Annotated in this window: 18 protein-coding genes; 4 read left to right on the top strand and 14 right to left on the bottom strand. The window is 44.2% G+C overall.

Going from position 1 to position 20,694, the window contains the following annotated elements:
- Positions 1-28 precede the first annotated feature (28 nt).
- The 8 genes from ANT_RS17030 to ANT_RS07840 all read right to left on the bottom strand — a co-directional run bounded on the left by ANT_RS17030 (position 29) and on the right by ANT_RS07840 (position 8,879).
- Entirely contained in the window at positions 29-775 is a 747-nt protein-coding gene (locus ANT_RS17030) for a methyltransferase domain-containing protein (protein WP_013559983.1), read from the bottom strand.
- Positions 762-1,946 (bottom strand): radical SAM protein, encoded by a 1,185-nt coding sequence (locus tag ANT_RS07870; protein WP_013559982.1) that lies wholly within the window; start codon positions 1,944-1,946, stop codon positions 762-764. The genes ANT_RS17030 and ANT_RS07870 overlap by 14 nt, the downstream gene beginning before the upstream one ends.
- Positions 1,933-3,348: a radical SAM/SPASM domain-containing protein gene (locus ANT_RS07865; protein ID WP_013559981.1), complete on the bottom strand. Its 1,416-nt coding sequence runs from the start codon at positions 3,346-3,348 to the stop codon at positions 1,933-1,935. Before ANT_RS07865 ends, ANT_RS07870 begins: the two co-directional genes overlap by 14 nt.
- Positions 3,349-3,351: 3 nt before the next feature.
- Positions 3,352-5,046 (bottom strand): DUF2207 domain-containing protein, encoded by a 1,695-nt coding sequence (locus ANT_RS07860; RefSeq protein ID WP_013559980.1) that lies wholly within the window; start codon positions 5,044-5,046, stop codon positions 3,352-3,354.
- Between the two features lie 19 nt (positions 5,047-5,065).
- Positions 5,066-5,419 (bottom strand): hypothetical protein, encoded by a 354-nt coding sequence (locus ANT_RS07855; protein WP_013559979.1) that lies wholly within the window; start codon positions 5,417-5,419, stop codon positions 5,066-5,068.
- Between the two features lie 133 nt (positions 5,420-5,552).
- Positions 5,553-6,218 carry an NBR1-Ig-like domain-containing protein gene (locus ANT_RS17025; RefSeq protein WP_172634594.1) on the bottom strand — a complete coding sequence of 222 codons (666 nt, stop codon included), beginning with the start codon at positions 6,216-6,218 and terminating at the stop codon, positions 5,553-5,555.
- 76 nt (positions 6,219-6,294) lie between these two features.
- Positions 6,295-7,308: a tyrosine-type recombinase/integrase gene (locus tag ANT_RS07845; RefSeq protein WP_013559977.1), complete on the bottom strand. Its 1,014-nt coding sequence runs from the start codon at positions 7,306-7,308 to the stop codon at positions 6,295-6,297.
- Between the two features lie 23 nt (positions 7,309-7,331).
- On the bottom strand, positions 7,332-8,879 hold the full coding sequence (locus ANT_RS07840; RefSeq protein WP_155818063.1) for a GAF domain-containing sensor histidine kinase: 1,548 nt from the start codon (positions 8,877-8,879) through the stop codon (positions 7,332-7,334).
- A 119-nt stretch (positions 8,880-8,998) separates the two neighbouring features.
- Here ANT_RS07840 and ANT_RS07835 point away from each other — a divergent pair, with 119 nt between their 5' ends.
- On the top strand, positions 8,999-10,027 hold the full coding sequence (locus tag ANT_RS07835) for an IS66 family transposase (RefSeq protein ID WP_013558534.1): 1,029 nt from the start codon (positions 8,999-9,001) through the stop codon (positions 10,025-10,027).
- Positions 10,028-10,759: 732 nt separating this feature from the next.
- Here ANT_RS07835 and ANT_RS07830 read toward each other — a convergent pair.
- The 5 genes from ANT_RS07830 to ANT_RS07810 are packed head-to-tail and all read right to left on the bottom strand — an operon-like array spanning position 10,760 to position 15,206.
- Positions 10,760-11,287 (bottom strand): hypothetical protein, encoded by a 528-nt coding sequence (locus ANT_RS07830; protein WP_013559975.1) that lies wholly within the window; start codon positions 11,285-11,287, stop codon positions 10,760-10,762.
- A gap of 15 nt (positions 11,288-11,302) precedes the next feature.
- Positions 11,303-12,151 carry an energy-coupling factor transporter transmembrane component T family protein gene (locus tag ANT_RS07825; RefSeq protein ID WP_081460218.1) on the bottom strand — a complete coding sequence of 283 codons (849 nt, stop codon included), beginning with the start codon at positions 12,149-12,151 and terminating at the stop codon, positions 11,303-11,305.
- A gap of 58 nt (positions 12,152-12,209) precedes the next feature.
- A complete protein-coding gene (locus tag ANT_RS07820; RefSeq protein WP_013559973.1) occupies positions 12,210-12,755 on the bottom strand; it encodes an ECF transporter S component in 546 nt (181 codons plus the stop codon).
- A gap of 22 nt (positions 12,756-12,777) precedes the next feature.
- Positions 12,778-14,397: an ABC transporter ATP-binding protein gene (locus ANT_RS07815; RefSeq protein WP_013559972.1), complete on the bottom strand. Its 1,620-nt coding sequence runs from the start codon at positions 14,395-14,397 to the stop codon at positions 12,778-12,780.
- Between the two features lie 11 nt (positions 14,398-14,408).
- Positions 14,409-15,206: an SAM hydrolase/SAM-dependent halogenase family protein gene (locus ANT_RS07810; protein ID WP_013559971.1), complete on the bottom strand. Its 798-nt coding sequence runs from the start codon at positions 15,204-15,206 to the stop codon at positions 14,409-14,411.
- Between the two features lie 298 nt (positions 15,207-15,504).
- On the opposite strand from ANT_RS07810, the gene ANT_RS07805 reads away from it, so the two are divergent.
- The 3 genes from ANT_RS07805 to ANT_RS07795 are packed head-to-tail and all read left to right on the top strand — an operon-like array spanning position 15,505 to position 20,047.
- A complete protein-coding gene (locus ANT_RS07805) occupies positions 15,505-17,610 on the top strand; it encodes an acetate--CoA ligase family protein (protein ID WP_013559970.1) in 2,106 nt (701 codons plus the stop codon).
- Positions 17,607-19,436 carry an indolepyruvate ferredoxin oxidoreductase subunit alpha gene (gene iorA, locus ANT_RS07800; RefSeq protein WP_013559969.1) on the top strand — a complete coding sequence of 610 codons (1,830 nt, stop codon included), beginning with the start codon at positions 17,607-17,609 and terminating at the stop codon, positions 19,434-19,436. Before ANT_RS07805 ends, iorA begins: the two co-directional genes overlap by 4 nt.
- A gap of 8 nt (positions 19,437-19,444) precedes the next feature.
- Positions 19,445-20,047: an indolepyruvate oxidoreductase subunit beta gene (locus ANT_RS07795; protein WP_172634593.1), complete on the top strand. Its 603-nt coding sequence runs from the start codon at positions 19,445-19,447 to the stop codon at positions 20,045-20,047.
- An 11-nt stretch (positions 20,048-20,058) separates the two neighbouring features.
- Here the strand turns inward: ANT_RS07795 and ANT_RS07790 are convergent, their stop codons facing one another.
- On the bottom strand, positions 20,059-20,667 hold the full coding sequence (locus ANT_RS07790; protein WP_013559967.1) for an inorganic pyrophosphatase: 609 nt from the start codon (positions 20,665-20,667) through the stop codon (positions 20,059-20,061).
- Positions 20,668-20,694 lie beyond the last annotated feature (27 nt).

Raw genomic sequence — 20,694 nt, 5'->3', positions numbered from 1 at the left:
TATCTTTGGTTTACTTGCAAAGGGAGAGTTAGCCTTGGACCTGGCCATAAGCGTAAAAAGTGGGTACAAAAGATAATCGCTTTCCTTTTACAAAATTCTGAAAATCTTTCTCACGATAGGATTGAATTTCTTCAAATGAGAGATAACCCCAGAGGTCATTTTCGAGTGTTTCCCATTCGTTTACAAACTGAGAATGTGTTAAGGGAAATTTCCACTCGCCACTATATAGCCCTGAGGTCACATGACGTAATCCACATTCGTTGAACAGAGCAAACAATTCTCGCCCCATAGTGGGGTTAATGCCTCTTTTAATCAAAGATTGTTTTTGGATTTGGCCTAATTTAGCAGTTTCGCCGGGGTAATCAATCCTTGCTTCGTAATCAGGTTCTGCGAAAGCGACAATCCACCCACCGGGCATGGTTACTCGAATTAATTCCTTAAGAGCATTTTGGGGATGTTTTAGCCAGAGAAACACAAAGTGTGTGATTGCGCAATGAAAAAAACGTGGGGGGAATGGTAGATGATAGATGTCGGCTTGTGCATGGAAGGAAATATCAGGGCGTTGACGCCGGCTATAAGCAAGAACGTCACGGTTTAAGTCGATTGAATATACCTCGGCGGGATACTTTTGGGCAATCTCATTTCCCAAGACCCCAGTACCACTCCCAGCGTCCAACACTCGAAAAGGTGCAGAAAAACGCTGACGGAAAAAGAAATTTCTGAGTGGACGTGTCCATTCCGATTGGCGCTGATAAAGCCGGTCAAGAAACTCCACGGGTGACCCTTCTTCTTTCTAAAGCGGCATTCCAGATAGATTCCCATGAGTCGTGTAACAGGTTCCCTAGAATCTGAAAATCGCCTTGGGCTGGTAGAACATCCCCATCAGGTTCCACATAAAGGGATGGATATCTTGTGAAAGTATTACTCTCTTCAGACAGAGCAATCTCTAAAGAGACAGGATGAAGGTGTGAATATGGTACGGGGATGTCCCATACCAGCCGAAATCCCATTTCTGAAATCTTGTTTCTTGCCCAGAGAACCTCATCTTTCAATTCGAAGGCGTTGGTAGACAAAGAAAGATTTTTGACCCCTAAATTTTGAAGATTCTCAATCCATTCAATATATTGAGGACGATTTCTGGATGTAATGGTGAGGTGAACTGTCAGGAAAATATCTTGCTCAATTAACAATCTGAGGGTGTTCCATATTCCATGATCCGATTCAGAGAAAATAATCATAATGTGGTCCAGACCACATTCATTAATCAACTGAGAGATATTTGATTCATTGAATGTGCAACCCGTGGTGAGTAAACCTGTGATCATCCCCAATTGACTTGAAAAATGAATGAGAGCAGAAAGATCTTCTCTCAAGGTGGGTTCACCCCCGGTAAATATGACATGTGGTATTCCAGCATCCGATGCTTTTCTCAGTATGCTTTCCCATTTCTCTGTTCGGAGTTCAGATTTTACTCTTTCTACAGGCGCAGAACGGAGAAAGGAATTATCTGGATGACGGTAAGTGAGTGCGCAATCCAAACGATAAGGAGCGGAAATAGCCCCCGTGTTTACTTCGGTTCTCTCAATGCCCAGATAGGCGACGGGATCAAGGTCTGGTATGTTCAGGAGAGTGTCTATTTGGCTGATGAATTTCTGAATATCTGCGACAGATTGTTCTTGGGAAACCCCATATCTTTTGCGGATGTTTTTCGAGATTTTCTCTAGAGGGATATTTTGAATGAGATAATATGCCAGTTCTGTTGCTGTCTGATTTAAGTGCAAAACCAGACTCCCGTTGAGAATTAAAATTCCATTTCCATCTTTTTCTACTCTGAGGTGTGCTTTGTTTGGCAAAGAAGACTGAGTATACAGGTTTCCCCTATAATTCCCTGGTGGGATTGGGCCATGGGCAGGGAAGAAGCGACTGAATAGGCTAGAAATATCCATGTTGAACCCTCACAGAGGCAGAAATTTGCTCGATTTCACTTAATACTGGTATTGGTTTGAAATTTGGGTCATGTTCTTTGGCTAATGGGCACCCTCCCCCGCAAATGTCCAGAATCTGACACTGTTTACACTCATTTGGGAGTGCCGATCTGTTTCTAATGGATGCAGCAAGGGGATGATTCCAAATTTCTTCCCAGGACTGGAAAAGCAGATTTCCCAGAGAGGAATAGTACGATTGGCAAGGAATCACATCTCCGTTTGGTTCAATTGCCATGGCATAACGCGCGGCTGTACATCCTTTGACGCCAAGCCCCATTTCAAGCGGATTGAAATTACAGTAGTGTGTAGGAGTGTACCAGATGAGCTTTTGACCCGTTTGACGGGTAAGCTGATTGACGCTTTCTAAAACTGTGGTTAGTTCTGGCTCAGTCAATCCTGTACCAACAGTTTTGCCATGACCTGAATAGATCAAAGCATTTAATCCTATGGTAGGCACGCCTAATTTCTGTAAAAACTGTATGGTTTCAAGAATAAAAGGTGTGTTTTGCTTAAGAAGCGTTGTGTTGGTCATTACATACAATGAAGTTTCAAGGGCATTACGAATGCCTTCTACTGTTAGATACCATGCTCCTGAATGGGTTACCATCTCATCATGAATTTTCTCTAAATGTGACTCAATGGTGATTTGAACATGGTCCAGACCTGCATTCACCAATTTTTTCAAATATTCGCGATTAGAGAGGCATGTTCCGTTTGTGTTTAAGCCTGTAATCATCCCGATTTTTTCAGCAAATTCAATTAAGTCCGGTAAGTCATGTCTAAGAGTAGGCTCTCCCCCGGTAAATACCAGATGGGGGATCCCAATGTCCCAGAGTTTCTGAATAATTGTTTTCCATTTTTCTGTTGGCAATTCAGGAAAATTTCTTGAGCGGGCATTGTAACAATGAGAACACTGGTTGTTACAGCGATATGTAAGTGCCAGATCCATTCGATAGGGAGCAAAAGGAGTATCGTTGAACGGTATGGTTGTCTCTAATTCAAGATCACAAATTGGACAGGCGTTTTCAGATTGTGTAAGTGCACAAATTTGTTCAGATATCTTTTCATAGTCTTGCCCGATTGTGTCTGAACTTGTGGCAAACCATCTTGCAAGATTCTTAACCGCATCTTTGGAAGAAACATTTTCAAGCCATAGATAGGTCATGAGGGTAGCGCTAGGATTGAGATGAAATACTCTATTCGCGTTGATGACCAAGACCCCACTCCAATCGGGATGAATTCTCAAGTGAAGTCTCATTTTTGTTCCGTTGTTTTTTCTTGCATAATGGTAAATCCCCGGATTTGGAAGGGACAAACGTTTCTTGGTTATTGAAGACAGCCACTTATCAAAGAAGACTGACATAGGCTATCTTCCTCCTCCTGCACAAGCACACGCACAACCAGCACATGCACAAGCACAAGCGCAGGCGCACGAACTTCCCCCTCCGCCGCTTCTTCCCCCCCATGAGGAAGAAGTTGTGGATTTGGGTACAGGATTGGTTTTTTCTGTAATCCCGGACGTAAATGAAGTTACATCTCCAATCACTGAAGATGCAAAAGACTGAATACCCCCAACGATGGAAGCAGCAAAATCCGCACCAGGTAATGAGGGGAGAGATAAACTTCCGGGCGCGTGTCCTACCTGCGAAGGTTTTGGAGCAACAGATGAGCCTGGCTTTCCGAATCCTGGATCGTACCTTGTCCACCATGAGGGGACAATTACTGGACGGTTGGTAAAGATTTCCTGAGAACGGTCTTCGAATCTTTTATCCAGCATTGTCCAATACATGGCTTTCTCAAACAGGTCGCTTTGTACTTCCGGCGTGTTTGCGGCTTCGACCTGTTCCCAGGCTCGTCGTGTAATATCTTGGTAATATTCAACAGTTTCTTTTCTGCTAAACCCCCTCATTTTCTCGCTAACTTCCTTGACCAGGTTCACCATGAGGTCCTGGAGCATTTTTCTCTGGTTTTTTGCATTCTCCTGTTTCATTGCTTCAAGAAATGCAACTTCGTAATCACGAAGTTCGACGTTTTCTGGAAGGGGAAGTACTCGAATTTTCAAAGGTTCTCTTGAGATGACTTCTGCTGCGCCTTTGCGGACGACTGAAAACAAGATCATGGTAAGAACTTTTTCGAGCGGCTGTTCCATCAAGATAGCTGCTTCAACCGCTGTAAGTCCTCTCTTGATACCATTTCCCTCAATAGAAATTTTTGGGGGAAGATATTGCAGTTTACGTTTTTTCTCTGCATTGGAGATTCCCCAAATAACAAGGACAAAAAAGCCAACAAAAACAGCCAATATGATGGAAAAACAGATTGCCCCGCTTGCCTCTTCACTGAGAATAGGTTCAGAAACTAATGCTGTGTTATCCACCAACCGTGCAGGGAAGGCCGCTCCAAAAATATATTGCGTGTAACTGTTAGCCTGATTTGATCTCCAGCGATAAAAAACATTCCCTGACGAGTCATACCCACTCTCTGGCTCGGTATTCCCTGGCCAATTTCTAGGGGTAAACCATCTTGGCTCTTCAGGTTTTAAGCCAGGTGGCAGGTGTAAAGTGACTGTAATGTTTGAGGTTCCTCGGGTAAATTCTTCTCCAAAAGAATTGGGAGAGAATTGAAAACTGGCATAAGGTTCGTTTACACCCTCCACGCGGTTGGTTTTGTAAAGCATTTTGCGAATTTGGGGAATCCAAACTTCTACAGTGCCTTTTGATCCTGGGGGAATAGCCTGGGCAGGGCTCAATTCCAGCGCAATTCCGGGAGAGATATAGGGTGATTCTACGATCCGCGAAATCGGGTTTCCGTTAATTTGTGCAGTAATCGAAGACAAATCATAATCGGAGGTGGGCAAGCCGATATCTATGGCATCGATTGGAGCACCTGAGGGTAAATTCTTAAATACATAGAGGTAATGAAGGGAAACAATCCCGGTTGGGGAGACATACAGGTCAACAGAGACCTCTTCCACTTCAAAGAGCAACGATTGTGCATAACCAGTTGTGTTAAAGAAAAATAAAAGGAGAGCCAAAGATACGAATCGAACCAAGAATTTTTTCATCTTTCTATCACCCTTGAGATCACCATTTGGGTTCTTCAGTGAGTTGATATACTGTTGAACAGTATGGACAGGTAACCACTGGAGCGCCGTTCACCATCTTAATGTTTTCTGCGTTTAGTACTCCTCCGCATGAACGACATTTGAGAGTGTCAAGATTAACATTTCCGGGAAGATCAACTTTGAGTGTGATATTGGGAGCTGCTTCTACTTTGGGTTTTTTAGAGGCAAAGTAAACAAGGAGCAGTCCAATCCCGACCGTGATGATACCAATGACAATCCATACCGGTTGTCCTTGAGCACCGAATGCCCCCCATATGAAGAGAACACCGAAGAAAATCAAAATGCTTGCTAGAATATACCCTATTGTCTTCATTTGAAAGTTTTCTCCTGGTCATTATTGAATATAGCATCCTTTATAATCAGGGTTCAAGTTTTTTATGTCATAAATTTGTCAAAAAAAATGATCGCCCCAGTTTTTGGGGGCGATCATTGTCCGTAAAAAGAATTTATTTTTCAACAAAGATTTCTACATAAAATGTACATTTTACTGTGGAACCTGCTGATAAGGTCCAATAGGTAATCTGGTATCCTGCTTTTTCAGGCGCTGTCATGGTAATTGTGATATCAATTGTTCCATTTGGTTCAACCGATTTCGGTAAATCAATGACATCTTTGCTGGTGTGCATGGGCACTCCCCCTTTAAAGCGGACATCAATGCTATCAGAACGCCAGGGTTCTGTGCTAGTATTTTGGAGAGTCCACGATACTCGAAATGTCTCCCCTGCCTTAATGGTTTTTCCGTCTTCTGGTGATTGAGCAAGCACTTTACATTTTCCCTCTAAAGGCAAGCGTGCATTTGTGGGATAAACAGTCTTAAGAATAGGGGTGGGAGAGGGAAGCACAAAAGGTGTATTGGTTGGAAGAGGCGTAGACGTAGGGCGTTTGGTCGCTTCACTTATCAATGTGGGAAATGCGGTTGGAGTCCAGGTTGGAGGAAGACTTTTGGGGGTAGGGGTAAAACTGGGAACAAAAATCGTTGGAACTGGGGGCGGAGGAGGAAATGGATTAAATACAAGATAAGGATTCTGGAATAACATCAATACTCCAACGGCGACAATAACGATACCGAGAAGGAGAATCATTGTAAGAATATCCCAAATGGAATTTTTCATGATCTTATCCCTCGTCATATTTTTATCAATTATACAAAAATGACTATGATGGCGCCGATGCAATAATCATGCGAGTTCATGAATTATTCTCAATGGCTTGCCAATAACCTTGGTCTAATTCTTCATTGCTCAGGTGTGCATACCGTTGTGTTACAGCGATGTTCCTGTGCCGGGCAAGTTCTTGGGCTAATTTTAAATTCCCGGATGAAACAAGTACTCGTGTTACAAAGTAATGACGGAAAGAATGCGGGGTGATTTCCAAAGAGATTTCCTCATCAAGAAATTCTTTAACCCTTTGTTTGACAATATTTCGTCCAGTTGTCGTCGTGATAGGTTTGATCTTCTTTCCACTTCCTTTATCATGGCGTGCAAAAAGAGGCAGTGAGGATAAGGGTTTCCCACTGCTCGAGTCCAGAGCCGCTCTTTGAGTTAGGTACTCTTTCAGGGCATGAATGGTACGAGTGGAAAAGCGCACAATTGCTTCACGATTCCCTTTGCCAATAATGAGTGCTTTCCCCTCGTTCCAATCCATGTCTCCGCGGCGAAGGTTACAGGCTTCGTGGACGCGCAAGCCAGTGTCGGCTAAGGTGAGAAGAAATGCCCGGTCTCGTAAAAAACGGATTCTTTCCGTTTCATCCATTGTGGCATCTGGAATGAAAGATTGCATTTTTTCCAGAAGAATTTCAATGTAGTCCTTTGGAAATTGGGGTAATCTTTGTCCGGGTTTTCGGCTTCTTTGTCTGATCAGAAGCTTGACCCTTGGCAGATTTATATCCGCTAATTTTTCTGCTGCCAGGTACTCATAGAAATTTTTTACGGCTGTAAGGTAAAGTGTTTCGGTTGCTGGACTGTGATTTTTTAGATAAACGGAAAACCAGGTCAGGGGAGACTCGTCAAAATTCTTAACGAGGGTAGCGTTCGGGTCCAGATCATGTTCAATGAGGCATTGGATAAAAGCATTCAGGGCATTTTTGTAAGTTCTGAAGGTATGAGGGCTTCGGGACAGAGAAACACTTTCCAGGTATTGGAAAATACTTGTGGAGAGTAGCGTATTTTCGGGTGAAGAGTTCTGTGGATTTTCGTGCTCCATATGATATGTGGATTATACGCTAATTATTTTTCTTCCGCATTTACCTCTGCTGTTTGGAATGCTGGGAGTAAGACGTGAAATTTACTGCCTGGTAAGGATTTTTCATCGCGTCCCGGGCTTTCTGCCCATATACGTCCTTGATGTGCCTCCACGATTCCCCTGGCAATGGTTAATCCCAACCCAGGACCCGCGCCTTTAAATTTTGTGTCTCCGGTACTGTGAAGCAAAACATCTCCAATACGGTAAAACTTTTCAAAGATTTTTTCTATGTCTTCGGGTGAAATTCCAATCCCGGTATCTGACACGGTTATTTGAACAAATATTTTACCTGAACCAGTGTCTTCAATTGTTTTGCCAGTGATGAAAATATCTCGATGATCCGGGGTGGACTTGATGGCGTTTTGAATTAACTCCGAGAATACCTGTACCATTCTTTGGCTGTCGGCTTGCACCATTGGCAAATCGTTTAGATCAGTAATATGGAGGGTGAGGTGTCTTTCATCCAAGGCGGGGCGCCATTTCTCTGCTGCTGCCCGGATAATGGTCGCAGGTTTTACCGGAGAGGGGTGAATTTCAAAGATTTGAGTTTCCAGTTTTGAAATATCCAGCATGATACTGACAATTTCTTCAAGTCGTTTGGCTGCTTTTTTGATGCCTGCTACCATACGTTCCAGAGAACTTTGTGGCAGGTTCCCACTTTGGAGCATCTCGCCAAGAAAATCATTAAAGCCCAGAATTTGGGTTAGAGGGGTCCTTAACTCGTGAGAGGCTATGTTGATAAAGTCAGTTTTGGCTTTATCGAGTCTGGCTAATTCCTTGTTAGCCATGGTCAGTTCAATATTCAATCTCTCGTTTTCTCGGTTGCGTTTCAGTAAATCTTCATACAGAATAGTGTTCTTTAAAGCGACCGCGGTTTGATCGGCAATGGCTTGTAGAAAGAGAATTTCCTCTTCAAAGAATCGATCTCCAGAGGTTTTTGATCCAATGATCAGCAGTCCTAGCCATTCATCTTGAAATAAGATGGGAACGAGTACGTCTCCCTTGAGAGAACGGATGGCGTTTTTTTCTTCTTCGGAAATATCCGCAAATGTTTCTCCAAAATCCAATACATATTGAAGAAGAGGAGTTTTATTCTCCTGTAAGTACAGCAGTACCTGACTGTGTTTAGAAATAAGAAGTGGCGAGGAAAGAGGATTCAGGTTATTCTGAAATTCGAAATGTTCACCTTTATCAGTGGCGGTTAATAACCAGATATCCTGAATATCAAAGGTTTGATGAAGTAAATCTGAAAGATGGCTGAATAAAGTTTCCAGATCGCTCAGTGACGCAATTGTTCTTGAATAATTTGAAAGGAGTGAGGTGTAATTTCTTTTTGCTTTCCACAGTCGGTTACGGATGAATTTTCTTGTTTTCCCTACTAGTGGATATATCAGGAGAGAAAACAATACTCCTCCTCCGAAGAGGAGATAGGATATTGGAACAGAAGTGGAATTTAGAGCCAGCAGAAGAAAGAAGCCAAGTGCAAGAGTGAAGAGCAGATAAACTGCAAGGGTTTCAATGAGTAAGGACAAACTTCTTCGCACAAGAAGAAAGAGGTCAGGAAGTGACGCTGTAACAAACTTGGTGGAGAAAGGGAAAAAAAGGAAGGGATCCTGTAAGATATTGATATCACAACTCCAGGAGCCCTTCCATGAAGATTATACTCCAACTGCCACAGGTAAAACGAAAAAAGCCTGCTCGTCCGAAGCGCTGTCCATATTGTCAGGGGGAGACATTCCAGCGATGGGGAGTGGAGAAAAGGCGCATCGAGGATGTCAAAGTTCGTCATGTCGAGGTGGTGAGGTATCGATGCACACGGTGCAGGCGCACCTTTCGGGACTATCCGGAGGGGGTAGGCAATGGACGGCACAGTGAACGGTTGAAGAAATTGAGTGTGATCCTGTGGTCACTGGGATTGAGTTATCGCAGGGTAGCCGGGGTGTTGAGGATCTTTGGGCTGAGGCTCAGTCATATGAGCGGGTGGCGGCATGTACAGGCAGAGGGGGAAAAGTTGATGGGGGAATTGAAATGGAAAAGCGTGCGGGTGGTGGGGGTAGATGGAGCCTGGGTGGGAGGCAAAGGAGTGATGGTGGCGGTGGATCTGGGAGATGGTAGTCTGCTGGAGGTTGCCGAGGTAGACGAGAAAGACAGCCGGGCTCTGTTCACCTGGCTGAAACGGTTGAAAGAGATGCATGACATCGGCGCCATCGTGAGCGATGATCTGGCGATCTACAAGCAACTGACCGATGAACTGGAGATAGGGCATCAGGTCTGTCAGTTTCATGTGCGGCGCTGGGTAAAGCATGCTTTGAAGGGGTTACAGGCTGAGTTGGATCCAGCCTGGCAGGGGGTGCTTGAAAAGGTCGAGGAAATCCTGCGCGACCTGCCATTGCATGGAGACCGCCTCTTACACCGCCTGTGGAAATCCCTGCCGGGCAGGAGTACACCACCGGAAGGAAAACGCACGCCCCTGGAAAAACTCCGCGACCTGATCCTGCGCTTATCGCGTGATTGGCAACGCTATGTGGCTTTCTATGCTGATGTGGGTATTCCCTGGACCAATAATCGCACGGAACAGATGATTGGCAGGCTCAAGAGCCGCGCCCAGCAAGCCAGGCGATATAAAACCACCGCCGGGTTGCTCCGCGGAAGCACAGTTGCCTGTCAGTTCTGGGCATGAGCCCTCCCGTAATTCCCTCCTCTCCCCCCGTCTTCTCTCTTCCTTCCTTTTTTCGAAAATTCGCCCACCAATTTTGTTACAGTCTCCAGGAAGTTCACTTCTTGACAGGATATAGATAACTGATACAAGGGTTAAATAAGAGAAGCCAATTGTTAAGGAGGTCTGTTTCAGAAAATAATTGAAAATAGAGAAGACAAAAAGTAGATTTACAAACAGCCAAAACAGAATTCGGTTTCGATATAAGGCTGTATGATTGTTTCGGTAAAGGCCAATCAAACGGAAAAGTGAAAAAAGCGTGTTACTAAAGGACAAAGCCCAAAGAAGGATCGAGAACGCTTCTGCACTAAAATACGGTAGAGAGAGTGTTCTCTTCAGGGATAAGAATTGAAGAATGAAAAGTGCAATTCCAACGAAATACCCCACGACATATTTGAATACTTTTTCGCGGTAATGGGGATGTGCAAAGTTGGAAATACGAGTGAGCGTAAAAGCGCTCCAGAAGAACAAAAAAGGCGCAACATTTTCCAGAATAGGTGCACCTAATTGTGGCGAGAACAGGACTAAAAAACTGAAGAGAATGACAGGAGAGAGAAACTGAAGCACCAGTGGAACGAGACTTTTTCTTCTTTCTTTTTTTGCCCAAAGAGTAAATAACAGGATGGATGCAATAACGAGGAAAATCAGAGTGAGTTGGTGTATCGGCAGCATGAGAGTTTTATTTTTAGGTAGGCTTTACTGCTTTTTCCCAAAAAACAGTTTATACAGAACCAGGAAAGTACCACTCACAAACCCTGCGATCAAGCCAAAGAGAATAGACTCTTTTGCCCCAAATGCAGTTTGCACATTTCCATGAACGTTTTTTCCAAAGAAAAAGACCGTATTGATATTTGTTCCCTGAACCTCTTTGGCAGCTAACAATATGTTGCCAGATTGATCCAGGCTTGCATTTCCATTCACAAGTAACACCTTGGCTCCACTTTGATCGAAATTGGCATTCCCGTTAACGATAGTAATCCCAGATTTTGAACTGGAGAAAGAGGCTTCCTGTGAATGGGAAATGGCTACACTACTATTGGAAACCGATATATTTGTGGCTTTTGAGATGAGGGTTGCACCCTGGCGGATGGTTACCTCGTTGGCTTCCAGAGATTGGACTACTCCTTGTCTGATGATGACGCGATCACCAATGACTCTCTTTTCCACACCATGGACCTCAATTGGAGAAACCCCTGTTTTTTCTTGTGCTTGATTTTCCGACATGGATCGCTCCTTAATTTACATCCCAGGCATCCAGAAATCTCCGATTTTGAGCCCAAAACGAAGATACAGAGATATTCCAAGAATAAATATGGAGAAGATTATCAGGGCAAGATCGCCCGCTTTATAACGCAGACTTTCCACCCATGACCGTTTTTTCAACCCAAAACATCTCAGGTCCATGGCATTGGCAATATCTTCTCCTGCGAGGATGGAATTCATGGTTACAGGAACCATCAACGGAGCCATGCGGCGAATTCTTTGCAGGATATTTATATTCCCTTTGTCAAGTTCAAACCCACGTGCTCTCTGTGCATCCAGCGTCACATTGAAATCTCTGGCAATAGTTGGAATAAAACGAAAAGCCAGATCCATGGTATAGGCGAGTTTGTCTGGAAATCCCAATCCACGGAAGGTTGTTCCATACAACCGTGGATCCATGGTAAAGGGCAGGATAATAAACAAACTGGCAATGGAAATGATCCGAAGGTACTGGGTTAATGCAAACCACAAGCGTTCAACAGTGAGAACGTAAAAAGAATCCAGGAAAGGAAATTTGATTGAAAATAACGGTGTTCCACCACGTACGGTTCCACCAACTGTCTCCACTCCGGTGATGACTGTATTGACAAAAATCATCATGCTGGAAAGTACAAGAATAAAAATCCATGCCCTCTTTGTTTCTTTCCAGGTTACTTTACTGGCAAAAAACTGTGCCAGTGAAAGTGCAAAGAAAACAGATAATATTCTTAAATCCCAAAACAACACAATTGAAAACAACATGCACAGAGCAAAAATCCACCTTGCTCTTGGGTCAATCTTTTCAATAATGCTGTGATGTGATCTGTAACTAAAATTTGCAATCATAAGCAATTAATGTTGGTTCAGGTGAGGGGAGAGTTTTTCACTCTCCCCTCAAGAAAGACTATCTCCCTGAGCGGGCTTGAATCGCGCTGTACGCTACCATGAGGATAGGAACAAGAATCAGTCCATTGACCAGGTTAGTGGTTACTGAAGGGATAAAGTTAATAGAAATGGTGGTGGCAAAATCTACCCCGGAGACCCACAGTTCAGAGATGGCAGCAATACCGATTCCTACCAGAACTCCCACAATAACCATGCCTTCGGCTTTCAAAATATCAGAAGTATCTTTGAAGTTCTTAATTCCGATGTAAACTAAGCCTGGGAAGAACCCCATAATCCCGTTGGCTAAATCCCACCAGGGCCAGAACCCGTAACCGGAAAGGAGGTCTCCAATCACATTCCCAAGCAGACCGGAAATGAAACCCACAATCGGCCCGAAGGCGACGCCGAAGAACATTGGAAGCGCTACTGCTGGACGAATGGCAACGTTCCCCGCACCGGGAATTTGAAGAATGTTAGTGGCGTAAGAGAGAACCCCATACAGCGCCGCGCCAATAGCGGCAAAGACAACCTCGCGAGTTCCGAAACTCCACAAAGATTTTTTCATCTCTTGCTCCTTTCAATAGATATTATATGAAATTTGCAAGCAATTCTGCCCGCAAAAATTTCCGCGTTCTATCGAATAATTTCAAATTTAGAGAGAGAAGTGAGGTAGGAAGAACGTGCGCGTTTTTCAATGTTTCAATATCTCTTAACACTTCCTCTGGACTTCCGTCGCGAATAATTTCGCCATTTGCCATAAGGATGATCCGATTGGCGTAAGTAATCGCGAGATCCAAGTCATGGGTGATGAATAAAACAGCGTCATATCCGGGCATTTCAAGAATAGAGGACATGAATGAATGATAGTTCCAGTAGTCCTGCCCAGCAGTTGGCTCATCCATCATGAGGATACGGGACTTCATGGAAAGAATGGAAGCAATACTTACCCGTTTTTGCTGTCCAAAGGATAATGCCAATGGAGGAGTACGTTTTTCATTCTCCAGGTGGACAGTTTGAAGAGCCCAATCCACATTTTGTTGAATTTCTTGTGGGGAAAATCCCAAATTTTGGGGACCAAAGGCTAATTCCTGTTCGACAGTTGGAGCAAATAACATTTGAGTCGGACTTTGGAATACATACCCAATTGTATGGGCGGCCTCTGCAATTGTTATTGTTTTTGTGTCTTTGCCATCCAGATAAACTGTTCCTTTGGTAGGCTTCAACAACCCCAATGCGTGTTTGACAAGAGTGGTTTTCCCAGCTCCGTTATGTCCCAAAATGGCAGTAACTTCTCCCTTATGAATGGAAAAGTTAATATTTTTCAGTGTTGGAGGTATTTCGGGATGGTATTGAAAAGTAACATTTTCGAACCGAAGAAGTTCTGAAGATGTTTCTGGCGTAAATTGCCGTGATAAAGGTGGAAAATGCACAGATTTTGCACGCTGAGCGACAACTTCGGCTGGAAGTTTAACCTTGGAAAAATCAGCGATTTCTAGAAATCCCTTCACATCTCCGTGATAGGTAATTTCTCCGTCTTCCATGTAAATGATAACATCAGGATGAATCGCCAGGACATCCTCTACCCGATGTTCGACCAACAATATAGAAATACCATCTTCAGCAAGACGTTTGAACATGCTCAGGGCTTCTGCTGCCGAGGCAGGGTCCAGACTTGCCAGAGGTTCATCCAGTAAAAGCAGTTTAGGTTCCATTACCAGAACCCCAGCGAGTGCAACTTTTTGTTTTTCTCCACCGGAAAGTTTAAAAGTCTCTCGATCTTTGAGATGATCAATTCCCAGATATTCTAAAGTTTTTTCAACTCTTTGAAGGATACGGAGCCGGGGAATGCCCAGATTTTCTAAACCGAAAGCCACTTCATTAAGAACATGACTGGCTACAATTTGTCTTTCAGGATCTTGTAGAAGGGTACCTACGTATTGGGACAATTGCAACAAAGACATTTGTGTTACATCATGCCCAAAAACGCTGATTTTCCCCGTCATTTCCCCTTTATAAATGTTTGGGGCTAAACCGTTGATGCAACGCATGAGGGTTGTCTTGCCGCAGCCACTCGAACCTGCCAGCAGAACAATTTGCCCTGGCTGAATGGAAAAGGAAATATTCTTGATAGCCGGCTTTTCTCTCCTTTCATAACGAAAGGTCAGGTTTTCAACAACGAGTGGAAGGGATGAATGATTGTTAGACATACCACTTTTCTTTATGTAGAAATTTTAACTATAATCGGAGTTCCTGCTCCACACTGTGCCTTGGATGCAGCGTTCCCGTTTACGATGGCGAGAGCCAGGTAGTTATCGGAATCAATGAACGCAACCCATTCCCCTTCAGGGCGTTCTCCAAAGGTTTTGTTTAATCCATGAATGATTACATCTCCTAAGCAAAAGGTTAGATTGCCAGGAGAGTACTTTGAGAGCCAGTTACCAGGAATGTTTGTACTCAAGTTCCCAAAGTGATCCACGTCTGTTATTTCTCCAAGGATTTGGTTTTCAAAAATTTGTGCTTGGGGCAAATTAAGAAGCACGGGATTCTGAATTGGGATGCCAAGGTTCTGGAGGGCAACTCCGTTTGCCAGGTGGGCAGCAACCGGTGCAAAGATATCTCTTCCGTGGAAGACATGACTCACATTCTCCAGCCAGTACTCTGGTTGATTAAGTTCAACACATTCAATAGCCTTTCCTTCTCCTTCTGCCCTTAACAGAGGCGCGGTGAAAATACCGTTATCTGGTCCAACAAAAAAATAATCCCCAATTTTTGCTGCCATTGGGCGACGCTTTGTGCCAACGCCAGGATCTACCACGGCAATATGAATTGTTCCTGGGGGAAAGAAAGCGTATGACCGTTCCAGAATACGTGCCCCTCTGGAGATATTTTGTGGGGGAACCTGATGGGATATATCAACAATTTGAACCGAAGGAGCAATCCTGTAAATTACTCCTTTCATAACCCCCGGATATCCGTCTTGAAGTCCAAAATCGGTGAGAATTGTGATAATGTTCATGGAATTTTTATCAATGTGCAGATTGGTTTTATTATATCATGGAGACTTTTTAACTCTCTCTAAACATTTCCCTTTATTTTTTTTGCCACTTAATTTCCTCTCTATTTAACGTACCAATACGGCAGAAAATATTTTTGAAAATACCTGTAGAAAGAGATAGAAGCCCATTTTTTAAGAGGTGCTTCGTTCAAATTGGTTTTATTGTGACACTTTACTTATCAGGAAGTGATGAAGACGAATAGACTTGTTCGGTGTAAATTTGTATAACATAGACAAATTACCTGATTTGAGGAGAATTATGCATCCCCTTCTTCCTTTTTTCAAACCACAAGGTGTTGCAATCATTGGAGCATCCTCTAACCCAACAAAATTGAGTTTTGGGATTTTTAAGAATTTGCTTCAGTACGGATTTCAGGGAAAAATTTATCCAGTAAACCCGAATGCCAAAGAGATTCTGGGCTTAACCTGTTATCCTGATATTCTCAGCGTTCCTGATCCAGTGGATCTGGCCGTGTCAGTCGTGGCGTCAAATTTGACACCTGCGGTGCTTGAGGCTTGTGGTCAAAGAGGAATTAAGGCGGTGACAATTATCTCGGGTGGTTTTCGCGAAATTGGTCCCGAAGGTGAGAAACTGGAGAAACAGTGTTTGGAAATTGCCCACAAATATGGAATGCGCCTTGTAGGTCCAAATTGTGTAGGGACAATGGATTTATATTCCGGATTGAATACCACCTTTATTCATGGTGTCCCCGAAAAAGGGCATATCGGTTTTCTTTCCCAGTCCGGAGCGATTTGCGGGGGGATTGTTGATTACGTTCGGGGAAAACATATTGGCTTCTCTAACTTTGTGAGTTTAGGAAACGAAGCCGATGTTACCGAAACGGATATGATTGAATACCTTGCAGATGATCCGGATACTCGGGTCATTGCTCTGTACGTGGAGGCCATAAAAGATGGCTCACGGTTTATGGGGGTTTGTGAACAGGTTGCCAAATCCAAGCCTATTGTGCTCCTAAAGGCAGGAAAAACCCAAGCCGGAGCAAAAGCGGTTTCCTCTCACACAGGTTCAATTGCTGGTGCTATCACCGCATATAAAACGGCTTTTAAGCAGTGTGGCGTGATAGAGGTAGATACTGTCACTGACTTGTTTGATGTCGCTCATGTATTGACCTGTCAAGCCTTGCCTCGAGGGAATCGGGCGGTCATCCTTACCAATTCTGGAGGTCCCGCTGCCCTAGCCTCCGACAGTTTGGGAATGCACGGATTCTCTTTAGCGAATCTGGAAAAAGAGACCCAAGAAGTTTTACGGAGTCATTTGAATCCAAGTGCGCAGGTATCCAATCCGGTAGATATGTTAGGTGGGGCAGAACCCGAAGATTACGAACGCTCGTTTAAGGAACTCGCCAAAGATCCGAATGTGGATATTTTATTGCCCATCCTTGTTCCTCAAGCGTTGATTAAGGCGGAAAAAGTAGCTGATGCTATTGTAAACGCTGCTAAAGGACTCGATAAGCCGGTACTATGCTGCTTCATGGGTGATGAAGCGGTGCAGGAGGCTCGTCGTGTTCTTCATAAAAATGGTTTCCCCATGTTTACTTTTCCGGATTCCTTGGGGCGGGTGCTTGCATCCATGAAATTCTATGCCGATTGGATAGAAAAATCTCACCGGAAAACAGAGTGGGAGATTCGTCGCCATAGAAGCACGGTGGAAGAAGTTTTAAGTCAATATAAATACCAGCGATTAATTGGAGAAAAAGATACCCGGCCAATCCTTGAGGCCTATGGAATTCCGGTGATAGCCGGTGGCTTTGCCGCGAATTTGAACGAAGCGCAAAAGTTATATCAGGAGTTTGGACCATCTGTAGTCATGAAAATTGTTTCTCCCCACATTTTACATAAATCTGATGTTGGGGGTATTCGTATAGGAATTAGAAATCCTGAAGAACTGGAAGCCGCATACCATCAAATGATGGAAGAAGTCAAACAAAAAATGCCCGAAGCCATGATTGAAGGTGTCTTGATTGAGAAGATGGCTCCAAAAGGGCAAGAGGTCATTATAGGGATGAAGCGCGATCCTGTGTTTGGGCCTCTCTTGATGTTTGGCTTTGGCGGAATTTTTGTTGAAGTTTTCCAGGATGTTGCATTTCGAATTGCTCCAGTGGACCATCAGGAAGCCAGGGAAATGGTTTTTGAGACTAAATCGGGCAAGCTCTTAACCGGGTATCGCAATTTGCCTGAATTTGATGTAGAGGGGATTGTTGAAGGGATTCAAAGATTAGGACAATTAGCCCTGGATTTCCCTCAAATCGCTGAAGTAGAAATCAACCCCTGTCTTGTTTTGCCTAAAGGACAGGGTGTCTTAGCCTTAGATGGGCGCATTGTCCTGGCGGAGGAGCAGTCATGAAGCGTTTATTATCCGGTAATGAAGCTGTGGCGCGAGGTGCCTGGACGGCGGGGGCGGTGGTGGGCTCTGGCTATCCAGGCACACCAAGCACGGAGATTATGGAGATTTTCGCGCGCTATCCAGGAGTTTATGCCGAATGGGCTCCCAATGAGAAAGTTGCACTGGATGTGGCAATTGGAGCAGCCTATGCCGGACGAAGAGCTTTTGCTACGATGAAGCATGTGGGTTTAAATGTGGCGGCAGACTCCCTTTTTTATGCGGCTATGACGGGGATTGAAGCGGGATTGGTGATTGTTTCCGCAGATGACCCTTCCATGCATTCTTCTCAGAATGAACAGGATAATCGTCAGTACGCCAAATTTGTTCGGATTCCCTGTATCGATCCTGCAGATAGTCAGGAAGCCCATGATTTTGCGATTGCCGCATTTGACTTAAGTGAGAGGTTTGATACTCCTGTCCTGTTGAGATTAACTACTCGTGTTTGCCATACCAGCACCCCCGTTGAGGTAAGTGAACAACGTTTTGTTTCTTCAGATCCCATCAAATATCCTCGAAACGTGGCTAAATATGTCATGGTGCCAGCGAATGCTCGACGGAGACATGGCGTAATTGAACATCGTATACAGGAAATTTCACAATATGCAGAGACTTCACCCCTCAACCGCATGGAAATTCGTTCATCACAACTGGGCATTATTACCGGAGGAATCGCTTATCAATATGCGAGAGAAGTATTTCCAGAGGCAAGTATATTGAAATTGGGCTTGGTTTATCCGTTGCCGGCTGCATTAATTCGCAACTTCGCCTCGATGGTGGAACGTCTGATTGTCCTGGAAGAACTTGACCCATTTATTGAACATCAGGTTCGATTGCTAGGGGTAGAGTTATACCGTGGAAAACAAACACTGGACACTCCAAAAGGGATTTTCCCTATTGTTGGGGAATTGAATGCTCAGATTGTTCGCAAGGCTGCTATAGAAGCAGGATTAATTGAAGGCGAAATGTTGCAAACAAGCCCCTCGTTTCCCATGGAGTTACCCCAACGTCCCCCGGTTCTTTGTCCGGGTTGTCCTCATAGAGGGGCGTTTTTTGTGTTGAGCAAATTGAAAGTCCCTGTAAACGGGGATATCGGTTGCTATACTTTGGGATTGACCGAGCCGTTGAATGCCATCCATACTTGTGGTTGTATGGGGGCAAGCATTGGGGTGGCGCATGGTGCTGCGGTTGCAGGAGATCAGGAAAGACACGTCGCAGTGATTGGAGATTCTACATTCTTTCACACGGGAATCCCTGCTTTGATCAATGTGGTTTACAACAGGAGTAATGTGATCACCATTATTATGGATAACCGTGTAACCGGGATGACTGGGCATCAGGATAACCCGGGTACAGGGAAAACCTTGCAGGGGAGGGATACGACTGAAATTGACATAGAGAATGTGGTTAGAGCGCTCGGATTTACTTATGTAAAAACATTGAATGGATACGACGTAGAGGGCATTGAAAAAACATTGAAGGAATGGATGAAAATTTCTGATCCGGCTGTGTTAATTACCCGTGAAGAATGTGCATTGTTGCCGGAAGCGCGGGCAAAATATGTGCCTTTAGAAGTAGTCGAAGAAAAGTGCAACGGTTGTACAATGTGTTTTCGAGTAGGTTGTCCGGCGATTTCAAAGTCTGAAAAATTAGATCCCCGGTACCAGCGTCCACTTGCAGTTATTGATCCTTCTTTGTGCACAGGCTGTGAGATTTGCGCTCAGGTGTGTCCGCGAGATGCGATCTTATTCAGGAATCAGGTACTTGATAAACAAGAGATTGACCAGTAGGAATGCATATGGAAAACCATCGTTTTGTCCTGGTAGGGGTTGGTGGACAGGGTACGTTACTTGCAAGTCATTTGCTTGCCGAAATTGGGCTATCTCTGGGGTTGGATGTTAAAAAAGCGGAGATTCACGGAATGTCCCAGCGAGGGGGAAGTGTAGTTTCGAACGTCGTTTGGGGAAAGCCTGTTTTTTCACCTGTTGTTGGTGAGGGAGAAGCAGACACCTTAATTGCTTTCGAAAAACTGGAAACGCTTCGTTATCTCCCATTGTTGAAACCCTCAGGCGCTATTTTCGTAAACGACCATGAAATTGAACCGATTACGGTATCGGCAGGCAAACAAATTTATCCTAACAATGCCGATATTGAAGCAACGCTTCACAAATTTACAACAAAGGTTTTCTGGATTCCAGCCAATCAGATTGCTGAAGATTTGGGGAGTGCACGAGTTGCCAATACAGTAATGATTGGGGTTGTCTTGAAGGGTTTGGGCGTCGAGTTAGACTATGGTGTCAGGACACTGGAAAAAACAATTCAGTCCCGTTATCTGGAACTGAATCTTCGTGCCCTTAAGGCAGGTTATGATTGGTTAGCCATTTCAAATCACAAAGGATAAACTAAGTCTTTTTAGCCGTACATTTGAATGTAATCCTCGATAGCGGCTTGAACGATTTGCATGGCTTTCTCATGGTCATACACACTTTCGATATAGGTAAGGTTTTCTTTGCCGGGCACCAATTTGTAGGTACTGAAATAATGTCTTAATCTCTCTACCAGGACAGTCGGCAATTGGGAAATGTCATTCACGTTTTCCCAATAACTATCGTTGGCAAGAATAGCAATGATCTTGTCGTCGGCTTCGCCATTGTCAATCATTCTCAAGCCACCCACCACTCGCGCATTCAGGACGACTTCTGATTTTGTGATGGGACGCTCGCTTATGACACAAATATCTAATGGATCACCATCACCTTCGTGTTTTTCTGGGAAAAGTGACCCTACGGTAGCGCCACAATATGTACGAGGAATGAAGCCATAAAGGGTTGGAGGTTGAGAAGAAGATCGTTGTGGACGGTCCACCCGAAGATAACCGGTGACTTTGTCCACTTCATATTTCACCAAATCAAACGGGGTGATCTCAATATAAGCATGAACAATTCTGGGTGGATTGGGTCCAATTTCTAATCCATGCCATGGATGTGGACGCCATCGGTAGAAGGGTTTGGGAAAAGCCACGTTATACTCCTTATGGTTTTTTATAAT

Origin of the sequence: Anaerolinea thermophila UNI-1, assembly GCF_000199675.1 — a bacterium.
Taxonomy (GTDB): domain Bacteria; phylum Chloroflexota; class Anaerolineae; order Anaerolineales; family Anaerolineaceae; genus Anaerolinea; species Anaerolinea thermophila.
Note: the sequence above shows the minus strand (reverse complement) of the source record. Positions and strands in the feature narration are given on the sequence as shown.

What these genes read in the sequence shown, in the direction of transcription:
- ANT_RS07855 (WP_013559979.1), bottom strand. Translation starts at nt 5,419, where the DNA reads ATGAAGACAATAGGGTATATTCTAGCAAGCATTTTGATTTTCTTCGGT.
- ANT_RS07845 (WP_013559977.1), bottom strand. Translation starts at nt 7,308, where the DNA reads ATGGAGCACGAAAATCCACAGAACTCTTCACCCGAAAATACGCTACTC.
- ANT_RS07860 (WP_013559980.1), bottom strand. Translation starts at nt 5,046, where the DNA reads ATGAAAAAATTCTTGGTTCGATTCGTATCTTTGGCTCTCCTTTTATTT.
- ANT_RS07810 (WP_013559971.1), bottom strand. Translation starts at nt 15,206, where the DNA reads ATGAACATTATCACAATTCTCACCGATTTTGGACTTCAAGACGGATAT.
- ANT_RS07870 (WP_013559982.1), bottom strand. Translation starts at nt 1,946, where the DNA reads ATGGATATTTCTAGCCTATTCAGTCGCTTCTTCCCTGCCCATGGCCCA.
- ANT_RS07795 (WP_172634593.1), top strand. Translation starts at nt 19,445, where the DNA reads ATGGAAAACCATCGTTTTGTCCTGGTAGGGGTTGGTGGACAGGGTACG.
- ANT_RS17025 (WP_172634594.1), bottom strand. Translation starts at nt 6,218, where the DNA reads ATGAAAAATTCCATTTGGGATATTCTTACAATGATTCTCCTTCTCGGT.
- ANT_RS07820 (WP_013559973.1), bottom strand. Translation starts at nt 12,755, where the DNA reads ATGAAAAAATCTTTGTGGAGTTTCGGAACTCGCGAGGTTGTCTTTGCC.
- ANT_RS07805 (WP_013559970.1), top strand. Translation starts at nt 15,505, where the DNA reads ATGCATCCCCTTCTTCCTTTTTTCAAACCACAAGGTGTTGCAATCATT.
- ANT_RS07865 (WP_013559981.1), bottom strand. Translation starts at nt 3,348, where the DNA reads ATGTCAGTCTTCTTTGATAAGTGGCTGTCTTCAATAACCAAGAAACGT.
- iorA (WP_013559969.1), top strand. Translation starts at nt 17,607, where the DNA reads ATGAAGCGTTTATTATCCGGTAATGAAGCTGTGGCGCGAGGTGCCTGG.
- ANT_RS07835 (WP_013558534.1), top strand. Translation starts at nt 8,999, where the DNA reads ATGAAGATTATACTCCAACTGCCACAGGTAAAACGAAAAAAGCCTGCT.
- ANT_RS07815 (WP_013559972.1), bottom strand. Translation starts at nt 14,397, where the DNA reads ATGTCTAACAATCATTCATCCCTTCCACTCGTTGTTGAAAACCTGACC.
- ANT_RS07830 (WP_013559975.1), bottom strand. Translation starts at nt 11,287, where the DNA reads ATGTCGGAAAATCAAGCACAAGAAAAAACAGGGGTTTCTCCAATTGAG.
- ANT_RS07825 (WP_081460218.1), bottom strand. Translation starts at nt 12,151, where the DNA reads ATGATTGCAAATTTTAGTTACAGATCACATCACAGCATTATTGAAAAG.